This window comes from Streptomyces sp. G45 (genome assembly GCF_049542095.1).
Lineage (GTDB): Bacteria > Actinomycetota > Actinomycetes > Streptomycetales > Streptomycetaceae > Streptomyces.
The window spans coordinates 8,956,940-8,978,187 of record NZ_JBMUZU010000001.1 but is presented as its reverse complement, the minus strand read 5'-3'; the positions used below and the strand labels follow the sequence as shown (position 1 = coordinate 8,978,187).

17 protein-coding genes and 3 pseudogenes are annotated in these 21,248 nt (G+C 74.3%); 12 read left to right on the top strand and 8 right to left on the bottom strand.

The features are described 5' to 3' along the window. Positions 1 to 180: 180 nt before the first annotated feature. Both ACOBQU_RS38165 and ACOBQU_RS38160 read right to left on the bottom strand, forming a co-directional pair. Positions 181 to 513 carry a hypothetical protein gene (locus ACOBQU_RS38165; protein ID WP_423633934.1) on the bottom strand — a complete coding sequence of 111 codons (333 nt, stop codon included), beginning with the start codon at positions 511 to 513 and terminating at the stop codon, positions 181 to 183. A gap of 98 nt (positions 514 to 611) precedes the next feature. Continuing rightward, positions 612 to 995, bottom strand: coding sequence for a winged helix-turn-helix transcriptional regulator (locus tag ACOBQU_RS38160; RefSeq protein ID WP_423633932.1), 384 nt, complete (start codon positions 993 to 995; stop codon positions 612 to 614). A gap of 94 nt (positions 996 to 1,089) precedes the next feature. Here ACOBQU_RS38160 and ACOBQU_RS38155 point away from each other — a divergent pair, with 94 nt between their 5' ends. Next, positions 1,090 to 2,016: an NADP-dependent oxidoreductase gene (locus tag ACOBQU_RS38155; protein WP_423633930.1), complete on the top strand. Its 927-nt coding sequence runs from the start codon at positions 1,090 to 1,092 to the stop codon at positions 2,014 to 2,016. Between the two features lie 91 nt (positions 2,017 to 2,107). On the opposite strand, the gene ACOBQU_RS38150 is transcribed toward ACOBQU_RS38155, so the two are convergent. After that, complete coding sequence (locus tag ACOBQU_RS38150) at positions 2,108 to 3,007, bottom strand: MBL fold metallo-hydrolase (RefSeq protein ID WP_423633929.1); 900 nt, start codon at positions 3,005 to 3,007, stop codon at positions 2,108 to 2,110. A 303-nt stretch (positions 3,008 to 3,310) separates the two neighbouring features. Here ACOBQU_RS38150 and ACOBQU_RS38145 point away from each other — a divergent pair, with 303 nt between their 5' ends. From ACOBQU_RS38145 to ACOBQU_RS38135, 3 genes and pseudogenes are all read left to right on the top strand, one after another. Beyond that, on the top strand, positions 3,311 to 3,520 hold the full coding sequence (locus ACOBQU_RS38145) for a hypothetical protein (RefSeq protein ID WP_423633927.1): 210 nt from the start codon (positions 3,311 to 3,313) through the stop codon (positions 3,518 to 3,520). Beyond that, positions 3,507 to 4,897 (top strand): annotated as a pseudogene (locus ACOBQU_RS38140) (amidase). Before ACOBQU_RS38145 ends, ACOBQU_RS38140 begins: the two are co-directional and overlap by 14 nt. Before the next feature lie 113 nt (positions 4,898 to 5,010). Beyond that, positions 5,011 to 5,586 carry a TetR/AcrR family transcriptional regulator gene (locus ACOBQU_RS38135; protein WP_423633926.1) on the top strand — a complete coding sequence of 192 codons (576 nt, stop codon included), beginning with the start codon at positions 5,011 to 5,013 and terminating at the stop codon, positions 5,584 to 5,586. Between the two features lie 21 nt (positions 5,587 to 5,607). Here the strand turns inward: ACOBQU_RS38135 and ACOBQU_RS38130 are convergent, their stop codons facing one another. Beyond that, positions 5,608 to 6,786, bottom strand: coding sequence for an acyl-CoA dehydrogenase family protein (locus tag ACOBQU_RS38130; protein ID WP_423633924.1), 1,179 nt, complete (start codon positions 6,784 to 6,786; stop codon positions 5,608 to 5,610). A gap of 168 nt (positions 6,787 to 6,954) precedes the next feature. Between ACOBQU_RS38130 and ACOBQU_RS38125 the strand changes: the two genes are divergently transcribed. From ACOBQU_RS38125 to ACOBQU_RS38105, 5 genes are all read left to right on the top strand, one after another. After that, on the top strand, positions 6,955 to 7,374 hold the full coding sequence (locus ACOBQU_RS38125; RefSeq protein WP_423633922.1) for a hypothetical protein: 420 nt from the start codon (positions 6,955 to 6,957) through the stop codon (positions 7,372 to 7,374). A 219-nt stretch (positions 7,375 to 7,593) separates the two neighbouring features. Beyond that, complete coding sequence (locus tag ACOBQU_RS38120) at positions 7,594 to 8,766, top strand: MFS transporter (protein ID WP_423633920.1); 1,173 nt, start codon at positions 7,594 to 7,596, stop codon at positions 8,764 to 8,766. 181 nt (positions 8,767 to 8,947) lie between these two features. Beyond that, positions 8,948 to 10,201, top strand: a complete 1,254-nt coding sequence (locus ACOBQU_RS38115; RefSeq protein WP_423633918.1) for an MFS transporter — start codon at positions 8,948 to 8,950, stop codon at positions 10,199 to 10,201. Positions 10,202 to 10,398: 197 nt separating this feature from the next. Beyond that, positions 10,399 to 11,223: an aldo/keto reductase gene (locus ACOBQU_RS38110; protein WP_423633916.1), complete on the top strand. Its 825-nt coding sequence runs from the start codon at positions 10,399 to 10,401 to the stop codon at positions 11,221 to 11,223. A 163-nt stretch (positions 11,224 to 11,386) separates the two neighbouring features. Next, entirely contained in the window at positions 11,387 to 12,181 is a 795-nt protein-coding gene (locus tag ACOBQU_RS38105; RefSeq protein WP_423633915.1) for an SDR family NAD(P)-dependent oxidoreductase, read from the top strand. Here ACOBQU_RS38105 and ACOBQU_RS38100 read toward each other — a convergent pair. After that, positions 12,157 to 13,683: pseudogene (locus ACOBQU_RS38100) on the bottom strand (amidase). The gene ACOBQU_RS38105 and the pseudogene ACOBQU_RS38100 overlap by 25 nt on opposite strands. 138 nt (positions 13,684 to 13,821) lie before the next feature. On the opposite strand from ACOBQU_RS38100, the gene ACOBQU_RS38095 reads away from it, so the two are divergent. Beyond that, positions 13,822 to 14,427 (top strand): TetR/AcrR family transcriptional regulator, encoded by a 606-nt coding sequence (locus tag ACOBQU_RS38095; RefSeq protein WP_423633913.1) that lies wholly within the window; start codon positions 13,822 to 13,824, stop codon positions 14,425 to 14,427. A gap of 91 nt (positions 14,428 to 14,518) precedes the next feature. On the opposite strand, the pseudogene ACOBQU_RS38090 reads toward ACOBQU_RS38095, so the two are convergent. Then, positions 14,519 to 15,453, bottom strand: a pseudogene (locus tag ACOBQU_RS38090) (NADP-dependent oxidoreductase). 168 nt (positions 15,454 to 15,621) lie between these two features. Between ACOBQU_RS38090 and ACOBQU_RS38085 the strand changes: the two are divergent. Together ACOBQU_RS38085 and ACOBQU_RS38080 are read left to right on the top strand one after the other, a co-directional pair. Further along, positions 15,622 to 16,008: a winged helix-turn-helix transcriptional regulator gene (locus ACOBQU_RS38085; RefSeq protein ID WP_423633911.1), complete on the top strand. Its 387-nt coding sequence runs from the start codon at positions 15,622 to 15,624 to the stop codon at positions 16,006 to 16,008. Between the two features lie 75 nt (positions 16,009 to 16,083). Then, complete coding sequence (locus ACOBQU_RS38080; protein WP_423633909.1) at positions 16,084 to 16,896, top strand: alpha/beta fold hydrolase; 813 nt, start codon at positions 16,084 to 16,086, stop codon at positions 16,894 to 16,896. 63 nt (positions 16,897 to 16,959) lie between these two features. On the opposite strand, the gene ACOBQU_RS38075 is transcribed toward ACOBQU_RS38080, so the two are convergent. Beyond that, positions 16,960 to 19,899 carry an NACHT domain-containing protein gene (locus ACOBQU_RS38075; protein WP_423633907.1) on the bottom strand — a complete coding sequence of 980 codons (2,940 nt, stop codon included), beginning with the start codon at positions 19,897 to 19,899 and terminating at the stop codon, positions 16,960 to 16,962. Between the two features lie 94 nt (positions 19,900 to 19,993). After that, complete coding sequence (locus ACOBQU_RS38070; RefSeq protein WP_423633905.1) at positions 19,994 to 21,070, bottom strand: ArsR/SmtB family transcription factor; 1,077 nt, start codon at positions 21,068 to 21,070, stop codon at positions 19,994 to 19,996. Between the last annotated feature and the right edge of the window lie 178 nt (positions 21,071 to 21,248).

The window sequence follows — 21,248 nt, the reverse complement described above, 5'->3', positions numbered from 1 at the left end:
TGCGGACCCGCTCAGCGTCTTCCGGCTGTGTACCTGCCGCTTGTGGGGATGGCGGCGGCTTCCCATCTGTTCTGTATCACTCCTGTCTCCGCCCGCCCCCGTGCGTCCGGGCACGGCCACGGTCGTGGAAGCGGGGCCCTTCAGGAGGGGTCCTGGAGGTCGGGCGGGAAGCCGAGCTGCTCAGGACAGGATGGACGGGCACTCGATGACCTCGATCGAGTTCCCCGGCATCAGAGCGATATGAGGGTGGCCGCTGAAGAGGCGTGCCGCGTCGTCGTGTGTCTCGGCCTTCACGATCGCGTACGCGGTCTTCGAGTCGGTGAAGTCCTCGACGCCCCCGGCCGTCACCCGCTTCTTGCGGAAGAGCGGCGCACCGGGATCGACCAGGGCGTGCTCGTTCCTCTGGGCCCACGCGGCCCACGCGTTCATGAACTCGCGCTGCTGCTGTTCGGTGAGCCGCACCTTGTCAGCGGCGTCGGCCACGCCGTGGAGGACGGCCAGGAAGGGACCCATGGCCCGAGCCTAGTCCACGGCGAGGAGACGGGTTCCAGACCCGTTCCAGACCCGCGGGACCCCCGCACGGGGCGTGTCCTCGGTGTCCTGGCCGGGTCTCAGCCGCCGTGCGCGGCCCGCCCGGCACCGGTGGCGTCGAGGGCGTCGAGCACGGCCTCGCCGTGCGCCCGCGCCCACTCGGTCAGGACGCGGATCGGCTCGGTCAACGTGGCGCCGAGCGGGGTGAGTTCGTACTCGACGCGGGGTGGTGCCTCGGCGTGGGCCTGGCGGTGGACGAGTCCGTGCGCCATGAGGCGTCGGAGCGTCTGGGTGAGCACCTTGCGGGAGATCCCGCCGATTAGCTCGACCAACTGGCCGTGGCGCACCGGGCCTTGGCTGAGGCCGGCGAGCACGACCACCGTCCACTTGTCGGCGATCAGCTCGACCGCGAGGCGCGCCGGGCAGTCGGCGAGGAAGGGGGCGCCGGGACCACTACCGCTCATGGCGCCCAAGGTACCCGCGGCTTAGGTACCCGCCGGTTCCTGTCGGGTTCCTAGCCTCGGAGCTCCTGTCCCTTCCACCCGTGCCAGGAGAGTCATGCGAGTCATCACCCAGCAGACGGTCGGCGGTCCCGAGGTGCTCACCGTCGTGGACGCGCCCGAGCCCAGGCCCCTCCCGACGGAGGTCCTCGTCCGCGTCAGGGCGATCGGGCTCAACCCGCTGGAGGCGCGCCTGCGCGCGGGTGAGTTCCCGCTGCTCGGACAGCCGCCGTTCGTCCTCGGGTGGGACATCAGCGGCGTGGTGGAGGAGGCCCGGACGTGGCGGTTCCGGCCCGGTGACGAGGTGTTCGGGATGCCGCTGTTCCCGCGGGCGGCGAGCGCGTACGCCGAGGTCGTGTCGGCCCCGGCGCTGCACCTGGCGCGCAAGCCAGCGGCGCTCTCGCACGTCGAGGCGGCGGCGCTGCCGGTCGTCGGGCTGACGGCGTGGCAGGGCCTCGTCGCCCTGGCGGGCGTCGGCGAGGGCGACCGCGTCCTGGTCCACGGCGGCGGTGGCGGGGTCGGCCATGTCGCGGTCCAGATCGCGAAGGCGCTCGGCGCGCACGTGATCGCGACGGCCAGCGGGAGCAAGCGGGAGTTCGTGCGGGGGTTCGGCGCCGACGAGGTGATCGACCACACGGCGGTCGACTTCACCGACGCGGTCCGCGACATCGACGTCGTACTCGACACGATCGGCGGCGACACCGCCGGGCGCTCGCTCGACGTGCTCCGCCCGGGCGGTCACCTGGTGACGGCCGTGGCTGAGGAGGACGCGGGGCTCGCCGCCCGGTACGAGGCGGCGGGCCTGCGCTTCAGCGGCATCGCGGTCGACCCGGATCCGGTCGCCCTGCGGGGGCTCGTCGGGCTCGTCGAGCGGGGCGCGCTCCGGGTTCACGTGCGGGAGACGTTCCCGTTCGAGCGGGTCGCCGACGCGCACCGGCTGCTCGACGCCGGGCACCTTCAGGGCAAGCTCGTCCTCACGGTCTGATGCCGCCGTGGGGCCCCGCGTGAACGAGGCCCCACGACGCGGCGGCCGGGAGCGCGGCCGGGGTCCGCGAAGCGGACCGGCACGCCGCCGGTCAGGCCGCGGGGACGGGCAGCAGCCGGTACGCGGCGCCGTGGGTGGTGACCCGGCCCGCGGTGGGCGGGGCGAAGTGGGTGCCGAGGAGCAGGGTTCCGGTGTCGGCGAGGGAGGCGAGCAGCGCGCGGCGGGTGGCCTCGGAGCGCCCGGGGTCGATGTCGACGCAGGCGCCGATGGCGGGGTGGGCGAGTTGGACGGGGTGGTGGACGCAGTCGCCGGTGATCAGCGCCGTCTCGCCCCGGCTGGTCAGTTCGACGGCGACATGGCCGGGGGTGTGGCCGGGGGTGGGGAGCAGGCGCAGGCCGGGGGCGATCCGGGCGCCTTCGGCCGGGACGTCGACCAGGTCGAGGAGACCGGCCCGCTCCACGGGTGTCACCGAGTCGCGGAACATCTGGCGGCGCGCCTCCTCCATGGCGTACCCGGCCCAGAAGTCCCATTCGGCGCGGGCGGTGAGGTAGCGGGCGGCGGGGAAGGTGGGCACCCATACGCCGTTCGCCTGGCGGGTGTTCCAGCCGACGTGGTCGGCGTGCAGGTGGGTGAGGATGACCAGGTCGACGGAGTCCGGCGGGAACCCGGCCGCGGTGAGGCGGTCCAGGTAGTCGGTGTTCAGGTCGTGCCAGGCGGGGTTGGCCCGTTCCTTGCCGTTGCCGATGCCGGTGTCGACGAGCACGCGCAGCCCATCCACGACGAACGCGAAGCTGTGGCTGTCGATATGGAGGACGCCGTCGCGGTCGGCGAAGTCGGGGCGCAGCCAGTCGTGGCCCGCGACCACGTCGGGGGTGGCGTCGGGCAGCAGCCACGGCCCGGTCGCGGGCGGCAGCGGGGTCTCGTCGACGCGGTGGACGGTGACGTCGCCCACGGTCCAGGAGGGAGTGGCGGCGGCGGAGGGGGTCTGCATGGTCTGGTGGTTCCTTCGCTCTTCGGCGGGGTGGTGGGTCGCGGCTGTCTGAGCCGTGCGGGCCGCTGAGGGTCGGGGCCGCGGCGGGCGGGACGGCCAGGCGTCCGCCGTTCCGGAGGGGGCGGTGCGCGGGGGTGCCGGGCATGGCGCCGGGCGCGAGACTCCTCCCGTAAAAGCAATCTGTTTGCGTTAAGCGACGATAGAACCTACAGTCGCCCTAACGCAAACCATTAGCTTTTACGGGGGTGGGGCCTCGCCACCCAAGCGCCAGCCCCAGCCCCACCCCGACCAGGAGAGGGATCCATGCCTTCCGCCGACCTCACGCCGTCCGAGGCCGCCCGCTGGGCCGCCCGGGCCGGGCTCGTACTGCCCGAGGACCGCCACGCCGCGGTCGCGGCCACCGCCAACCACATCCACTCCGTCGTCGCGGTCCTGCGCGAGCTGGACTTCGGCGACACCCCGCCCGGCAGCGCCTACCGCGCGCGAGAGGAGCGGCCCGATGCGACCGCATGAGCTGACCCTCGCCGCCGCGGCGGCCGAGATCCGCGAACGACGCCTGTCCCCGTCGAGTTGGTCGACTCCGTCCTCGCACGCCTCGACCGGGTGGAGCCGCACGTCGCGGCCTACGTCACCGTCGCCGCCGAGCAGGCCCGCGACGCGGCGCGCGAGGCCGAGCGGGAGATCGCCCGCGGCGGGTACCGGGGGCCACTGCACGGCGTCCCGACCGGCCTCAAGGACCTGATCGACGTCGCCGGAACGCCCACCACGGCCAGCTCCCGGGTCCGGGCCGACCACCGCGCGGCCGCCGACAGCACGGTCGCCGCCCGGCTGCGGGCCGCCGGGGCCGTGCTGGTCGGCAAGACCCACACCCACGAGTTCGCCTACGGCCTCACCACCCCGCAGACCGGCAACGCCTGGGACCGCGACCGGGTCGCCGGAGGCTCCAGCGGCGGGTCCGCCGTCGCGGTGGCCGCGGGGGCGGCGACCTTCGCCCTCGGCACCGACACCGGCGGGTCGATCCGGGTGCCCGCCGCGCTGAACGGCGTGGTCGGCCTCAAGCCCACCTACGGCCTGGTGCCGCGCCACGGCGTCATCTCGCTGTCCTGGTCCCTGGACCACGTCGGGCCGATCACCCGCACCGTCGAGGACGCGGCCCTGGTCCTCGCCGCCCTCGCCGGGCACGACCCGCGCGACCCCGCCTCGCTGGACGCCCCCGCCCCCGACCCCCGGCCAGAGCGGGACCCGGACCTGACGGGCGTGCGCGTCGGCGTGCCGAGCGCCTACTACTTCGACCACGTCGACCCGGAGGTGGCCGCCGCCGTCCACCGCGCCGTCGCCCAGCTGGAGGCGCTCGGCGCCCGGCTCGTCGAGGTCGACATCCCGATGACCCGCTACATCCAGGCCACCCAGTGGGGCCTGATGGTGCCGGAGGCCACCGCCTACCACGAGCGCACCCTGCGCGCCGCGCCCGAGCTGTACCAGGCCGACGTACGGATCCTCCTGGAGGCCGGTGAGCTGATGCCCGCGGGCGACTACCTGCGGGCCCAGCGCGCCCGCACGCTGATGCGGGGCGCGTGGGCCCGCCTCCTGGAGCAGGTCGACGTGATCGCCGCCCCGACGGTCCCGATGGCCGCGGTCCGGGCGGGCCAGGAGACCGTCACCTGGTCCGACGGCACGGTCGAGGGCGTCTCCGACGCCTACGTACGCCTCTCCTCGCCGGCCAACATCACAGGGGTGCCCGCCCTGTCCGTCCCCGTCGGGCACGACACGGCGGGCCTGCCCCTCGGTATGCAGCTGCTCGGCCGACCCTTCGGCGAGCGGACACTGCTGCGGGTGGGCCACGCCTACGAACGGACGCAGCCCGCCCGCGCGCTCGCACCGGTCGGCTGAGCGTGGCCTGCGGGGGGCGCGGCGAAGGCGCTGCGTTCCGGCGGCCACCACGTGCCGTAGCACCCCTCCCCTCGCGCCCGCTTAACGCAACGACTGTGCTTTAAAGTGGTGCCATGAGTCGCAAGCAGATGGTGCGCCCCGGCGGTCGCAGCGCCCGGGTCCAGGCCGCGGTGCACTCCGCCGTGCGGGAGCTCCTGGCGGAGGTGGGGCGCGACGCGCTGACCGTGCCGCTGGTCGCCCAGCGCGCCGCCGTCACCCCGTCGACGATCTACCGGCGCTGGGGCGATCTGCAGGAACTACTGTCGGACGTCGCGGTGGAACGGCTGCGCCCCGACGGCGCGCCGGAGGACCACGGCGACCTGCGGACCGACCTCACCGCCTGGGCCGAGCAGTTCCTCGACGAGATGGCGTCCCCCTCGGGCCGCGCCTACATCCGCGACACCCTGCTCGGCGACCCGGACGGCGGCAACGCCGGGCAGTGCTCGGCCTACGCGGCCGAGCAGATCGACGCCATCCTCGCCCGCGCGGCCGAGCGCGACGAGGACACTCCCGGGACCGAGACGGTCATGGACCACGTCGTCGCCCCCATGATGTACCGCGTCCTCTTCCGCCCGACCGGCCTCGACGCCGCGTACGCCCGCCGCCTGGTGTCCGGGCTGCTCGGCGCAGGCGAAGAGGACGGCCGGTAGCGCCGCGCGGCCCGCGGGCGGTCAGACCAGGTCGAGGAAGAACCACCGGGCGTCCGGCCGGGCGCCGCTCAGCCACTTGCCGCAGTTCTGGAGCACGAGCGGGCTCGACGTGATGTGCTGCGTGCCCGTCCCGAGGTCACGCAGGAACCGGTCGACGGGGCCGCGGCGGATCGCCGCCGAACCGGCCCACCGGTGCACGGTGCGGCCCACCTCGTACGCGGTCGAGGTCGTGTGGTTCAGGACGAGACGGATCAGCGTCTCCTGCTCCGTGCTCGGCGGCTCGCCCTGGTCCAGGGTCTGCTCGACGTCCCGCCAGACCTCGTTCACCCAGGCGCGGGCCGCCCGGAGCCCGGCCTCCGCCGTCGCGTACTCGGCGTGGAACTGGGAGGTGTCGACGGCGGCGCCCCGCGCACCCGTCCGCGCCGCGGCGACCCGCTTCAGCTCGTCCAGGAGCCGTCGGCCGACGCCGAGGGCCCAGCCGGTGTGTCCGATCGCCGCCATGTTGACCAGGCCGACGCGGTAGACGGCGCCGCCGTTGACGGGGGTGTCCGTGGTCGCGACGTAGGTGTACGCGTGCGGCACGTACACGTCGGCGCAGTGGTAGTCGACGCTGTGGGTCGCCCGCAGGCCGAGCACGTCCCAGTTGCCGTCCAGGGTCACCCGCGGCTTCGGCATCGCGAGGACCCGCAGCTCGCCGGCGCCCTCGACCTGGATCGCGCTGTGAATGTGGGTGGCGTGCGCCATGCCGGAGGCGAACTGCCACTGCCCGCTGACGCGGTAGCCGCCGTCCACGGGGACGGCCCGGCCCGGGCGTGTGCCGTGCCCGGCGAGCAGCGCGTGCTTCCCGTTCGGCACGTCGGGGAACAGGTCGGCCGCCGCGTCCTCGGCGAGGTACGCCGCCGTGGTCCCCGTCACCATCTGCAACGCGAACATGGTCCACCCCGCCGCGGCGTCGTGGTAGCTGAGCCGCTCCGCCGTCTCGATCAGCTGCCGCGGCGCGAACTCGTATCCGCCCAGGCTCAGCGGGAGTTCGGCCCGTACGATCCCGGTGTCGAGCAGGGCCCGCGCCGTGTCCTCCGGAAGCCGCCCCAACTCCTCGGCGGCGTCGGCCCGTTCGTCGACCATCCCGCCGAGCGCGTCGATCCGCTCCAGCACGCCCGCCAGTTCCGCGCTGACATGCAGCTGCCCCTCGCCTGCCATGGAATCCCCCTCCCTGCGGCCCGTTCCCCGATCGTCTCACGCACCCGCCCGGGGGTCCGGCCCGAAGGCCCCAACCAGGTTGCCCTGTACGGCCGTTGAGGTCGCCGTGGCTCTTGCTCCGGAGGCCGAGTCGTGCATGACTGGCAGCCCGGACCAAGGGGGGAGCACATGGGTCACTGGGTGGTGATCGCGCAGTACACCAGCGACGTGTACCGGACCGACTTCATCCGCCGGGGGCTGGAGACGAAGGCCGAGGCGCTGACGGCACTCCGCGCGGCCCTGTCCACGTACGTACCGAGCAAGAACATCATCGAGAAGCGGCGTCATGTGTACCGCTTCGCCGACCAGGAGACGTACCTGGTGGTGATCAAGGGCAAGCTGACGCAGTGGGAGTGCACGCTGCGCGTCGCGCGCATGGTCGTGGACTCGACCGACCCGATCGTGGCCGAGCGGGCACAGAGGGACGACGGCGCGGCAGAGGTGCCCGACGGGCCGAAGGACACGATGCCGCCGGGCCCCGACGGGCCTCGGGATCAGATCCCGCCGGGCGTCGCCGGGCCGCGGGACCGGATGCCGCCCGGCTTCTGAGCGGCTGGGTGAACGCCGTTCGGGGTGGGGCGTCGACGAGCGGGCGCGCGGCCTCGGCGGGACCGCCCATCCCGGCAACGGAGAGGCCCGGCACCGCGGTTAGGGTGCGTGGGTATGCCATCGTCCTTCCCCGCGGGCCCCGCGGGCCCCGCGCCCGGGGAGCCGCGTCCGGGCCCGGTGGTCCGCCGTCACCGCCGGGCCCTGCGACTCTGCTTCGCGATGCCCGGGGTGTCGCTCGCCACGTGGGTGACCCGCACGCCTGACGTACGGGACCGGCTCGGGGCCTCCACCGCGGAGATGGGGCTTGTGCTGTTCGGCATGTCGATCGGCTCGATGCTCGGCATCCTGGTGGCCGGTGCCCTGGTGGCGCGGTTCGCCACACGCCCGGTGATCCTGACGGGCATGGGTCTGGTGCTGGGCGGAGTGGGGACGGCCGCGCTGGGCGCGGCCGTCGCCTCGGCACCGGTGGTGGCTGCCGGGCTGATGTTCATCGGCGCGGGCATGGGCCTGTCCGAGGTCGCCAGCAACGTCGACGGGTCCGTGGTGGAGCGGGAGTTCGGCCGACCGGTGCTTCCGGCCCTGCACGGCTGCTACAGCCTCGGCACCGTGGTCGGCGCGGGCCTCGGAGTGCTCGGCGCCGCCGTCGGCCTGCCCGCGCCCTGGCACCTGGCCGCGGTGCTGCTGCTGGCCGCCGGGCTGTTCGCCTGCGCGGTGCCGGGCCTCCGCCCCGGCCTGGGGCGCCCGGAGCCGGACGCCGCGGACCCGCCTGGGGGCAGCGGCTCCCGGGAGCGCCGCCTGCTGCTGGACGTGCGGCTGCTGATGATCGGCGGCGTGGTGTTCGGCATGACGCTCGCCGAGGGTTCCGCCACGGACTGGCTGCCGCTGCTGATGGTCGACGGCCACGGCGCGTCGGCCGGTCTCGGGTCGGCGGTCTACGCGGCGTTCGCCGCGGCCATGGCGGTCGGCCGCTTCGCTGGCGGGCCCGTGGTCACCCGCTTCGGCCGCCCCGCGGTGCTCGGGTCCGGGGCGCTGCTGACCGCCGTCGGCATCGCCCTGGTGTCGCTCGTGGACGCCCCCGTGGCCGCGGCCTGCGCCGTGCCGCTCTGGGGGCTCGGCACGTCACTCGGGTTCCCGCTGGCGCTCTCCGCGGCGGGCGAGTCCGGCCCGGACACCACCGCCCGGATCGCGCTCACCTCCCGGATCGGGTACGTGGCGCTGCTGGCCGGACCGCCGCTGCTGGGCCTCCTCGGTGAGCACCGGGGCCTGCGGGCCGCGATGCTGCCCGTCCTGCTCCTGATGCTCCTCGCGGCCGCGCTGTCGCCCGCCACGGCCCGCGGCGCCCTCACCTCCGGCGCCGAGCGACCCCCGGCCCGCCCCGCCGACGGGCGGTAGACCCGGTCACGACCGCAGGCGCACATCGTTCACTATGCCCGCGCTTGCACTTATCCCGCGTGTGCAACTATTGTGGACGCTCGTAAGGCGCGTACGAAACTTCCCTTGCGCGAGGGCTCACCCGGGGCCCGTCCGGGACCCGCCCCGCCCCTCCCCCTTGCACCGTCAAAGGACCCTTGTCATGCCGCTCGCACTGCTGGCCCTGGCCATAGGCGCCTTCGGAATCGGCACCACGGAGTTCGTGATCATGGGACTGCTGCCCCAGGTCGGCGCGGACTTCGGGGTGTCGGTTCCGACGGCCGGTCTCCTGGTCACCGGCTACGCCCTCGGCGTCATGATCGGTGCGCCGATCATGACCGTCCTGGGCACCAGGATCTCCCGGAAGAACATGCTCATGCTGCTCATGGGCCTGTTCATCCTCGGCAACCTCATCTCCGCCTTCGCACCGGTCTTCGCCGTGATGCTGATCGGCCGGGTGGTGGCCTCGCTGGCCCATGGCGCCTTCTTCGGCATCGGGTCGGTCGTCGCCGCCGAGCTGGTGGCGCCGGAGAAGAAGGCCGGGGCCATCTCCATGATGTTCACCGGCCTGACCGTGGCCAACGTCGTCGGCGTACCTCTGGGCACGTTCGTGGGCCAGAGCGCGGGCTGGCGGGTGACCTTCGTGATCGTCGCCGCGCTCGGCGTGCTCGGCCTGGCGGGCGTCGCCAAGCTGGTCCCCGACCTGCCCAAGCCGGAAGGCGTGCGGCTGCGGCACGAGGTCGCCGCCTTCAGGAACGTCCAGGTCGTCCTGGCCATGGCGATGACGGTGCTGGGCTTCGGCGGCGTGTTCGCCGCGATCACCTACATCGCGCCCATGATGACCGACGTCGGCGGCTTCGCCGAGTCCTCGGTCACCTGGCTGATGGTGGTCTTCGGGCTCGGCATGGTGGCGGGCAACCTGCTCGGCGGCCGGTACGCCGACCGCTCGCTCATGCCCATGCTCTACACGGCCCTGGGCGGCCTGGCGCTCGTCCTGCTGCTCTTCACCTTCCTGGCGTCCGTCAAGGCCGCGGCCGTCGTGGCCGTCTTCCTGATCGGCGCGCTGGGCTTCGCCACCGTCCCGCCGCTGCAGAAGCGGGTCCTGGACCACGCCCACGGCGCCCCCACCCTGGCCTCGGCGGCCAACATCGGCGCCTTCAACCTCGGCAACGCGCTGGCCGCCTGGCTCGGCGGCACGGTGATCTCCGCGGGGTTCGGCTACACCGCGCCCAACGCCGTCGGCGCCGCCCTGGCCGCCGCCGCGCTGGTCCTCGCCGTGATCTCCCACCGCCTGGAGCTGCGCCCCTCCCAGGGCCCGGCTTCCGCCACCGGCCACGAAGCCGCCGGTCACAGCACCGAAGCCGCCACCCCCGCCTCCGCGGACCTCGCCTCCCCCGTGAGCGCCGCCCGCCGCTGACCACCCGTCGTACGGAGTCGTACGAGTCGTACCAGTGGTACGGAGTCGTACAGAGCCGCACGAAATCGTACGAAGGCGTACGAAGTCTTACAAACCAGCACGGAATCGTACGAACCAGCACGGACCAGCACGGCCCCGTGCGACCCCATGCGACCCCGTGCGGAAAAGCACCAACAGCACTACTGAAAGGCCCCCTCATGACTGCCATCCCGAACGTGACGCTCAACAACGGTGTGGTCATGCCGCAGCTCGGCTTCGGCGTCTTCCAGGTCCCCGACGAGGAGACCACCGCCGCCGTCGCCAGCGCCCTCGAGGCCGGTTACCGCAGCATCGACACCGCCGCGATCTACGGCAACGAGCGCGGCGTCGGCAAGGCCCTCGCCGCCTCCGGCCTGCCCCGCGAGGACCTCTTCATCACGACGAAGCTGTGGAACGACGACCAGGGCAAGGACAAGGCCCTGGCCGCGTTCGACGCCTCCCTGGACAAGCTCGGCCTCGACTACGTCGACCTCTACCTGATCCACTGGCCCGCCCCGGCCCGCGATCTGTACGTCGAGACCTACGGTGTCCTGGAGAAGATCCTGGCGAGCGGGCGCGCCCGCGCCGTCGGCGTCTCCAACTTCCGGGTCCCCGACCTGCGGCGGCTCCAGCAGCACACCGGCGTCACCCCGGCCGTCAACCAGATCGAGCTGCACCCGGCGCTCCAGCAGCACGAGCTGCGCGCCTTCCACGCCGAGCACGGCATCGCCACCGAGGCATGGAGCCCGCTGGCGCAGGGCGCGGTCCTCCAGGACGGTCCGATCGTGGAGATCGCCGGATCCCACGGCGTGTCCCCGGCGCAGGTGGTGGTGCGCTGGCACCTGCAGAGCGGCACCATCGTGATCCCCAAGTCCGTCACCCCCGAGCGCATCCGTCAGAACCTCGACGTCTTCGGCTTCGAGCTCAGCGACACCGAGATGACCGCCGTCGCGGGCCTGGACCGCGGGCTGCGCACCGGCCCGAACCCCGACACCCTCAACTGACCACCGTCCCGAACGCCCCGGGCACCCGCCCCGCCCCACGTGTCGGGGACCGGGCGCTCGGGGCACCCGCCGTACACCGGGTAGCGGCGTACGCCCTGCGGTACCGGCCCCCGTCGGTGTCGATGGAGGGACAGCCGCACACCCTCGACGAGGAGGAACCATCGTGCAGATCGACCTTTCCGGCCGCACCGCCCTGGTCACCGGCTCCACCCAGGGCATCGGACACGCCATCGCCGTCGGCCTGGCCCGCGCCGGGGCCCGGGTGGCCGTCAACGGACGGGGCGCGGAGCGCGTCGCGCGGGCCCTGGACCGGGTGCGTGCCGAGTCCGGCGGCGAGGACGTGGTCGCCGCCGTGGGCGACCTGGCGACCGAGGAGGGCGCCACGGCCGTGCTGGAGGCCGTCCCCGAGGTCGACATCCTGGTCAACAACCTGGGCGTCTTCGGCTCCGCCGCCCCGCTGGAGATCGACGACGCCGAGTGGCGCCGCTACTTCGAGGTGAACGTCCTGTCCGCCGTCCGGCTCATCCGCGCGTACCTGCCCGGCATGAAGGAGCGGGGCTGGGGCCGCGTCCTGAACCTCGCCAGCGACTCGGCCGTGGTGATCCCCGCCGAGATGATCCACTACGGCATGACCAAGACGTCGCTGCTCGCCGTCAGCCGCGGCTTCGCCAAGGAGGCGGCCGGGACGGGCGTGACCGTCAACTCCGTCATCGCCGGTCCGACGCACACCGGGGGCGTCGAAGACTTCGTGCGGGAGCTGGTCGGCCACGAGCTGCCGTGGGACGAGGCGCAGCGCGAGTTCATGGTCAAGCACCGTCCGCAGTCCCTGATCCAGCGCCTCATCGAGCCCGAGGAGATCGCCCACATGGTGGTCTACCTGGCCTCGCCCCACGCGTCCGCGACCACCGGCGGCGCCCTGCGCGTCGACGGCGGCTACGTGGACTCGATCCTGCCCTGAGCCGACCGGCCGCCGCCGGTTCGGCTCCCCCTCCCGTGGCCGGGGCGTTCTTCCCCGCACCGAGGACGCCCCGCCCACACCGCGGGAGTCCGCCCCGACCACGGGCTGGCCTGTTCGAGTTGCCCGGCGAGGCGGAAGAGCAGGTCCTCACGGGCGTGGTCGGCGGCGAAGTGCATGCCCACGGGGAGGCCCGTCTCGGGGTCGGCCGTCACCGGCACCGACATCGCGGGGGTGCCCGCCACGTTGAAGGCCGCCGTGAACGGCGAGTGGTCGAACAGGCGGGCCAGCCACCCGAGGCCGTCCAGTGCCTCCGCGCCGTCCCCGTGCGTGCCCAGCGGCACGGGCAGCTCCGGCAGGGTCGGGGTGAGCAGCAGGTCGTGGGTGGTGAAGTGCCGTGCCAGGCTGCGCGCGACGCGGTTGCGGACGGTGAGGGCGGTGACGAAGTCCGGGCCGCTGACCCGCTGCCCGTAGCGGTGGGCGGCCAGGGTGACGGGTTCGAGGGTGGTGGCGTCGAGCGGGCGGTCCAGGGCCGTGGCCAGGTGGTGGAGCGAGGCCGAGAGGTTCGCCGTCCACAGGCGGGCGTTGGCCAGGACGAAGTCGTCCCAGTCGGCCCCGAGGTCGACCGCGGTCTCCTCCACGCGGTGGCCGAGGGAGGCGAGCAGCTCTGTGGTGCGGGCCAGGGCGGCGGCCACGGGCGCGGTGGTGCGCCGTCCGCCCCAGGCGTGGGTGAGGACGCCGATGCGCAGCACGCCCGGAGAGCGGGTGACTTCCTGGAGGTACGGGCGACAGGGCTCCGGAGCGGTGTAGGGGTCGCCCGGCTCCGGGCCGCGGATCTAGTCCAGCAGGGCCGCGCTGTCCCGCACGGTGCGGCTCACACAGCCCTGTACGGCGAGACCGTTGAAGACCTCGTCGGCGTCGGGGCCCATCGAGACGCGGCCGCGCGTGGGCTTCAGGCCGAAGAGGCCGTTGCAGGCGGCCGGGATCCGCAGGGAGCCCGCCGCATCGGTGGCGTGCGCGACGGGGACGACCCCGGCGGCGACGGCGGCTCCCGCGCCGCCGCTGGACCCGCCCGCGCTGCGCTCCGGGTCCCAGGGGTTGCGGGTCGCCCCGTACAGCGCGGGTTCCGTCGTGGTGCTGTACGCCAGTTCCGGTGTCGCGGTGCGGCCGAAGGTGCGCAGGCCCGCGCGGCGGAAGCGCCGCATCAGGAACGAGTCGGCGCGGGCCGTGTGACCGGCGGCCAGGCGGCTGCCCAGTTCGGTGCGCCTGCCCGCCATGGAGACGCCTATGTCCTTGATCAGGAAGGGGACTTCGGCCAGGGGGCCGTTTCGGGGGTGGGGCTCGTCGTCGGTCGGCCAGGTCTCCACGATCGCGTTGACGCGCGGGTTCACCGCGCGGGCGGCCTCGCGCGCGGCGGCCTCAAGGTCGGCGGGGCGCACCTCGCCGCTGGCGACCAGCCGCGCGAGTCCGACCGCGTCGAAGCTGACGTATTCGGTGACGTTCACTGTCGCTCCCGGAAGAGAGACGATACCCCTGGGTACCTTGTGATACCGAGCGGTATCGTCTGGGACTGGCTGGTACCGTAGCAGGGGCTTGAGGGAGCCCCGAGCGGGGTCCGGCCGAGCGGACGTCACGGAGCAGTCATGGGATCGAGTGTCAGCAGACCCGGCAGGGTGGCCACGCTGCCGCCGCGCGAGCGCATCCTCGACGCGGCCGAGGAGCTCTTCCAGAGCGAGGGCATCCAGGCGGTCGGCGTCCAGGCCATCGCCGAGCGCGCCCGGACCACGAAGATGGCGATCTACCGGCACTTCACCACCAAGGACGCGCTGGTCGCGGAGTGGCTGCGGATCCTGGCCGCCGACTACCAGGCCGCGTTCGACCGGGCCGAGGCCGCCCATCCCGACCGGCCCCGGCAGCAGATCCTCGCCCTGGCCCGCTTCATCGCCGACGGGCTGCCGAGGATCTCGCACCGGGGCTGCCCGTTCATCAACTCCCTGGCCGAGCTGCCCGACCGCTCCCACCCCGCCCGGCAGGTGATCGAGGAGCACAAGGCCCTCCAGACCCGCAGGCTCACCGCCCTGTGCGTCCGGGCCGGGCTGCCCGATCCCGACCAGGCCGCCGCCGCGATCACCTTCGTACTCGAAGGCGCGCAGGTCAGCACGCAGAACGGGAGCATCGACGGGGCGGGGGAACGGCTGCTGCGGATCGTCGAGGGAATCGTCGGCGAGCGCCGCGCCGCCGCTGGCTGAGCCCCTCTCCCAGTCGGACCGGTGCCGCCGCGTCAACTGGTTCCGCCGTGTCACGGCAGGACGAGGCGGCCGTCGAGGGGCCAGGCCGCTGTCAAGGGGTCAGGACGATACGGCCGCGCAGGCCGCCCTCGGCCAGGCGCCGATGGGCGCCCGCCGCCTCGCCCAGTGGCAGGACACCGGCGACGCGCGGGGTGAGCCTGCCGGCGTCGGCGAGGGCGGCGAGTTCGGCCAGGGCGGTGGCGTCGGCGGCGATCCACTGCTCGGTCACCGTGATGCCGCGCAGCGGGGTCGGTGCCGCGCCGCCGACGACGGAGACGAAGGCGCCCCGGTTGCGGACGGCTCCCAGCGCGGTCATGCCGAGCACGGCCGCGTCCAGCGCGCCGTCGACGCCGCCGGGCACCACCTCGCGTACGGCTTCGGCGAGTTCACGGGTGCGGGGACGAACCAGCGCGCCCCCACCGCGCGGACGAACTCCTCGTCCGCCGCCCCGGCCGACGCCACCACGTCCAGCCCGCGCTGCGCGGCGAGTTCGACCGCGAAGCCGCCCACGGCCCCGGCCGCCCCGGTCACCAGCAGCGTCGCCCCCGGCTCCAGCGCGAGCAGGTCCAGGGCCTGGAGGGCGGTGAGCCCGTTCAGCGGCAGCGTGGCGGCCTCGGCGGCCGACAGCCGCGACGGCGCCCGCACCACCGCGGTGGCGTCCAGCACGACGTACTCGGCGTAGGTGCCCAGCGAGAGGTCCAGCCGGTCCCGCACCCCGATCACCCGGTCGCCCGGGGCGAAACCGGTGACGCCCGGGCCGACCTCCGCCACCCGCCCCGCCACGTCCCAGCCGATGCCGGTGGTCTCCCTCGGCGGCAGCAGGCCCGCCGCGGCCAGGGCGCCGGAACGCGTCGCCGCGTCCACGGGGTTGACCGTGGCCGCCTCCACCCGCACCCGCACCTGACCGGCGCCGGGTGCGGGCACCGGGACCTCCACCAGCTCCAGCGCCTCCGGCCCGCCCGCTTCCCGTACCACGACCGCACGCATGCGCCGCTCTCCCTTCGCTCGGTTCCGTCAGCCCCCTCCTTCCGCCCAGCGTCCGTTCCGTGTCCATCGGAGGGTTGGGGGTTCTGCTCACTGCGGCGACTCTATGGAGAGTTACTCTCCATCAGGAAGAACGCACTTCAAGGTGCCCACCGAACTCCGGGGAGAGCCATGCCCACGCGCGCCGCGGAAGCCGCCGCCTACGACGCCTACCTCGCCCAGTGCCCCGCCCGGCACCTGCTGGACCGCATCAGCAACAAGTGGGTCAGCCTGATCGTCACCGCCCTCGCCGACGGGCCCCAGCGCTACTCCGACCTGGCCCGCAAGCTGGCCAGCGTCAGCCAGAAGATGCTCACCCAGAGCCTGCGCAACCTCGAACGGGACGGCCTGCTCACCCGCACCGTCACCCCGTCCGTGCCCGTCCGCGTCGACTACGCGCTCACCCCGCTCGGGCAGAGCCTGGTCCCGCTGATGCGGGCCATCAAGGCGTGGGCGGAGGAGCACATGGACGAGGTCCTGGCGGCCCGGGAGGGATACGACGCCGCCCAGGAGGGGTAGCCGCCGCCGGTGCCTGCCGCGGTCTTCGCACGCGGGCCGGTGCGGGGGACGATGGGGTGGGAGGTGGTTCCTGTCGTGGGTGAGTACGTGGCGGCCAACGGAACGACGATCTGGGTCGAGAGCCGCGGTCAGGGGCCCGACGTCCTGCTGATCGCCGGTCTGGGGGATCCCGCGGAGGCCTGGGAGCACCAGCTCGACGGGCTGGGCGACCGCTACCGGGTCATCGCCTTCGACAACCGTGGCGCGGGACGGACGCCGCTGCCCGAGGAGCCCCTGTCCGTGGCCATGATGGCCGACGACGCCGCGCAGCTGCTGCGGGCGCTGCGCGTGGACCGCGCGCACGTCGTCGGCTACTCGGGGGGCAGCGCCATCGCCCAGGAGCTGGCGCTGCGCCACCCGGCGGCCGTCCGCAGCCTCGTCCTCGTCAGCACCTGGGCGCGCTCCGACGCCTACCTCACCGCCATGACCCGCTCCTGGCACTGGCTGGTGACGCACGCACCCGACGAACGCGCCATGCTGGAAGCGTTCTTCCTGTGGATCTACACGCCGCGCGCCCACGCCGACGGCACCGTGTCGCGCCTCATCGACGAAGCCCTCGCCTTCCCCCACCCGCAGTCCCCGCGGGCCTTCCAGCGCCAACTGGAGCCCTTCACCCGGCACGACACGCTCGACCGGCTGCCCGGCGTCACCGCCCCCACGCTCGTCCTCGCCGGGGAGCGCGACATCGCGACACCACCGCGGTTCGGACAGGAGGTGGCCGACGCCGTCCCCGGCGCCCGCTTCGAAGTCCTGCCACTGGAGGCCCACCAGCCCTTCCAGGAGTCCCCGGACCTGTTCAACGCGCGCCTCCACGCCTTCTGGCGCTCCCTCGCGCCTGACGGCGGCTGACGCGGTCGCGCGGGGGCCAAGGGGCCGCGGGGCGGCTGCCCTGAGTCGTCATGCCGTGGGCCGTCATGCCGTGGGCGCGGTGGCCCGGGGCACCTCCCGTGACTCCTCGGCGGCCGAGGCGAGCCGCTGCTGCATGCGCAGGTGGCGGAACTCGTAGTGGGCGCCGGACTGCCGCAGCACTCCCCTGCGGTGCGCCTCGTCGAGGAACCCCATGACGCGCCAGGGCAGCCGCCCCGTCAGGGCCAACCAGGCGCGGGCGACCGCCAGTTGCCCCCAGGCGGTGAGCGCGAGTGCGGCGGTGCCCATCGGCACCCACATCTGCGACGCGACGTGGTCGAGCCCGCCCCGCGCGGCGAACGCCCGCGCCAGGAGGACGCACACCCCGCCGGTCATGACGGCCACGACTCCGGACCGGGACAGCGACGCCATGCGGTCCGTGCGCAGAGTGACGCGCGGACTGGCCGCCCGGATCAGGTCGGAGGGGGTGCTGAGCGCGCGGTAGAGGCCCGAAGCGGGGCCGCCGATCAGCGCGATCAGGACCCCGCCCATGGCGCCGGGGAGCAGGAACCGGTCGAACGGGTGCCGGGCGGCGCTCTGAGCGAGCCAGGCCCGGGACTGCTCGGGCAGCTCCGGCAGCATGTTCACCGCGTTGGCCGCGGCATGGCCGTCGACGAGGAGGCGCAGGTCGCCCTGGGCGACGCGGAAGGTCACCCGGGTGGCGAACGGCGCGCACGCGAGGTCGCAGCTCGGCGGACGGCTGCCGTGCGGGTAGGCGGTGGGCCTGGCGCCCCCGTGCGGGTAGACCAGGACGCCGACGACCTCCGTCGCGGACTCGGCGGTGCGCACGCCGTCGGGTGTCTCCCGGTGCGACCACGTACCGAGCCGCCTGCCGTCCAGGTCGGGCGCCCGTGAGGTCTCCACCGCGGAGAACGCGCAGCCGACGGCGCCCACCGTGGCGCCCGCCGCCACTCCGACGAGCAGGCACACGGCCCAGCCGTGCAGCAGCCCCGTCACGAAGCGCCGGGCGATCCGGCCCTCACCGGCGGGGGACACCGCCGTCCGCGCGCCCTTCCGCCCCGCTGCCGCCCACAGGCACAGGGCCGCGGCGAAGCACAGGGCACCGGCCACCGTCGGCCACGTACCGAGGTCGTGCCCGAACAGCCACGGCTGGACGATCACCAGCCCCGCCAGGGCGAGGACACCGCTGCCCGCCTGGGCCGCGAGCCGACCGGCGGGGCTGCCCGCCCAGGGCAGCCCGAGCGGCACCGCGTGGCGGGCGAGTCCCGCGACCCCGAAGTAGAGGGCGATCAGCACGCCGAAGACCGCGCCGCCGAACAGCTCGGCCGCCCAGCCGTCGGTGACCGTGCCGAACTGCAGCCCGAACTGCACCGACCCTCCGGTGAGCGCGTAACCGACGCTGGCCACGGCGCCCGTGGCCATGCAGACCGCGAGCTGCCGGGGCAGTGCCGTGCGGCCCTCTCGCCGTGCCGCCGACGCGGGAAGGAGCAGGGCGAGGCCACCGGCGAAGCCGATCAGGTTGCCGACCAGGTTGGCCGCCAGTGACGGCCTGTCGTCGGAGACGAAGACGTCGCCGCCGACGCTGGAGAGCAGGATCGGGAGGGCCAGGGCGAACGTGAGGGCCTGCGCGAGCAGGGCGGGCGCCGCCAGCCGCAGCGCCCGCGGCACGCAGAGGTACAGCTCCCACCAGGCGAGCCGCTTGGTCCCCCGCCGCTCCAACTCGCGGGCGAGCCAGGCCAGCCAGCGCCTGGCGTCCGCGGCGCGCCACCTCGGGTCGCTGCCCGTGTCGCCGAACGCGGCGGGTACGAACGCGTCCAGGAGGTGCGCCTCGATCCCGGCCGTCGTCTCGAAACGGGGGTCACCGAGGAGTTCGCGGGGGTCGCGGGACACGTCGCCGTACACCGTGCGGGCCAGGGCCACCATGAGCGGGTTGGTGAGGGTCTCCCGGAGCGCGTCGCCCGCCGGGGTGCGCGAGCCCTCCCGCAGGGAGTCGAGCACCGGCGTCCACACCGTCGTACGGCGGCCATCGGGGCCGCGCACCGGACGCGCGGTGCGCTCCAGGTAGGAGGCCGCCTCGGCGAACTCCAGCGGCAGCAGTTCGAGGACCTCCGCGCCGGTGAGCACGTCGCTGGTCTCGACCGTGGTGCGCCAGGCCTCGGTCCGCGAGGTGACGAGGACCGGCATGCCGTCGTCCAGCTCGGCGTTGAGGCGGCGCATCGCGGCGCCGTACAGCGCCGGGGGCAGTTCGTCGAAGCCGTCCAGGACGGGCGCGATCAGCCCGGCGTCGAGGAGCGCCCGGGCCAGTACGGTGCCGTCGGTGGTGGCCGCCAGCGGGCGGTACTCCGCCACGAGCCGTTCGACGAGCCAGGCGCGCAGCGTGGTGGTGCCCGGGTCCCAGGCCGCCAGCGGGAAGATCACGGGCACCGCCGTGCCGGGGGCGCGCCTGCCCAGCAGGTCGAGCGTGCAGCACACGGCGAGCACGCTCTTGCCCGAACCGGGGCTGCCCAGCACGACCACGCGCCTGGACGGCACCTCTTCGAAGGCCGTGGCGATCGACGCGAGGCAGTCGTCTCCGGGCCGGGGCCGCGGCACCGGGTGCCCGCGCCGGATGTTCCGCGCGTCGTCCGCGAGCAGCCTGTCGGCCCACGTCCAGCGGACGTTCAGCGGCCTCGGGTCCTGCAGCCGCCGCAGCCGCGCCTCCTGCGCCCACTGGGCCCGCACCGCGTCGGCGAGCGCGTCGGCGGTCCGGCGCAGCACGGCGCCGGGTTCCGGGGGCGGGTCCGTGCGCCGCAGGACGTCCACGAGCAGGGCCGCGACGGACACCAGGACGCCGACCACGGACACGACGAACGCGGGCCCGTCGTACTGCGCTTGCGCGCCGGGCGCGCCGCCGACCCGGCGCAGCGTGACGGCAAGCACGACCAGCGCGGCACAGCCGACGCCGACCCACAGCCCGCGTCGTGTCCGGACGTCCCGCCCACGCATCCCGTTCCCTCCGTACCTCTCGCCCCGTATGGAACTGAGAGTTTCGAGGAAGAAACGCGCGGTGACGGGTCAGTCTCCTGCCGCAGCGGGGCGCTTAGGGGTGCGCGGAGGGCGTGCGCTCCGTGGGTGCTCCGGGCGGCCGTCCGGGGTTTCCGGTGCCGGTGGGCGGTACGCCCGTGTTGAGGAGGGCGCGGCCGAGGTGGGTCAGGGCGTGGCGTACGCCGGAGCCCTCCCGGTGGGTGGTGAGCAGCCCGGCGGCGCGCAGGGCCGAGGTGTGGTGGCTTGCGGTGGCGGCGGAGGTGCCGGTGCGGCGGGCCAGTTCGGCCGTGCCTGCCGGTCGCTGTGCCGCCGCGAGGACGCGGGCCCGGGTGGCGCCGAGGAGGGCGGTGAGCCCGTCGGCGGCCGTGTCCGTTCCGCTGGTCACCACGGAGGCGTAGTCGAGGAAGGAGGGCGCGAGCGGGTAGCGCAGGACGAAGGGGCGTTCGGGCTCGGCGTTGTCGACGAGCACCAGGGGTCTGGGACAGAAGAAGGTCGGCACCAACAGCAGCCCGCGACCGCGCAGTTCGAGGTCGGTGTCCACGTCGCAGGGCACGCTCAGGGTGCCCCGGTCCCAGGTGATCTCGGCGTGCAGGGTGCCGAGGAGCCCTTCGACACCCGTGTCGATGGCGGTCAGGGCCCGCTGGGCGCGGTCGTTGTGGGCGGCCGCCAGGAGCTGCGGCCAGTAGGGTGCCACGGCCAGGGCGTGGTAGGCGCCGAGGCGTTCGCGCACGAGCGCCGCCCATGTGCGGTCCCCGTGGTGCAGCGCGTGGACCCAGCGCGGCGCGTCGGGCCGCAGCAGCCGGGTGGCCGCCCAGTCGGCGGCCCACTGACGGCTCGGCAGGGACCAGGTGTGGTCGAGGCTGTCGGCGAGGTGGGGGGTGGTGGCGTGGGTGAACACCTCGGGCAGGTACTCGCCGATGCCCGCGGGGGCCAGGTCGAACAGGAGCCTCATCTCGGGCCGCAGCGCGCGGCGGGTGCGCTCGCGCCAGCCGGACAGGGCCTCGGTCGCCGCGTGGTCGGGGCGTCCGGCCTGGACCAGGGGCAGGCTCAGGACCGTCTCGGCGAGGGGGTCGGGTGCGTCCGCGACGCGTACGCGGGTCAGGTCCTCGGCGGAGAGGTGGAGGCGTAGCACGTCGTGTCTCCAGGCGCTCGGCGGGAGGGGGTGTGCGCCCGGCAGCGGCGCGGACGGGCCGTCGTCGGCCGGGCCGCACGCTCACGCTAGCCCGGGGTGGTGCCCACCGGTGAGGCCGCCGGGGCTCCTGTGGCTGAAGTGCGCCGCCTGGAGCTGCGGAATGTCCGATTTCGATGTG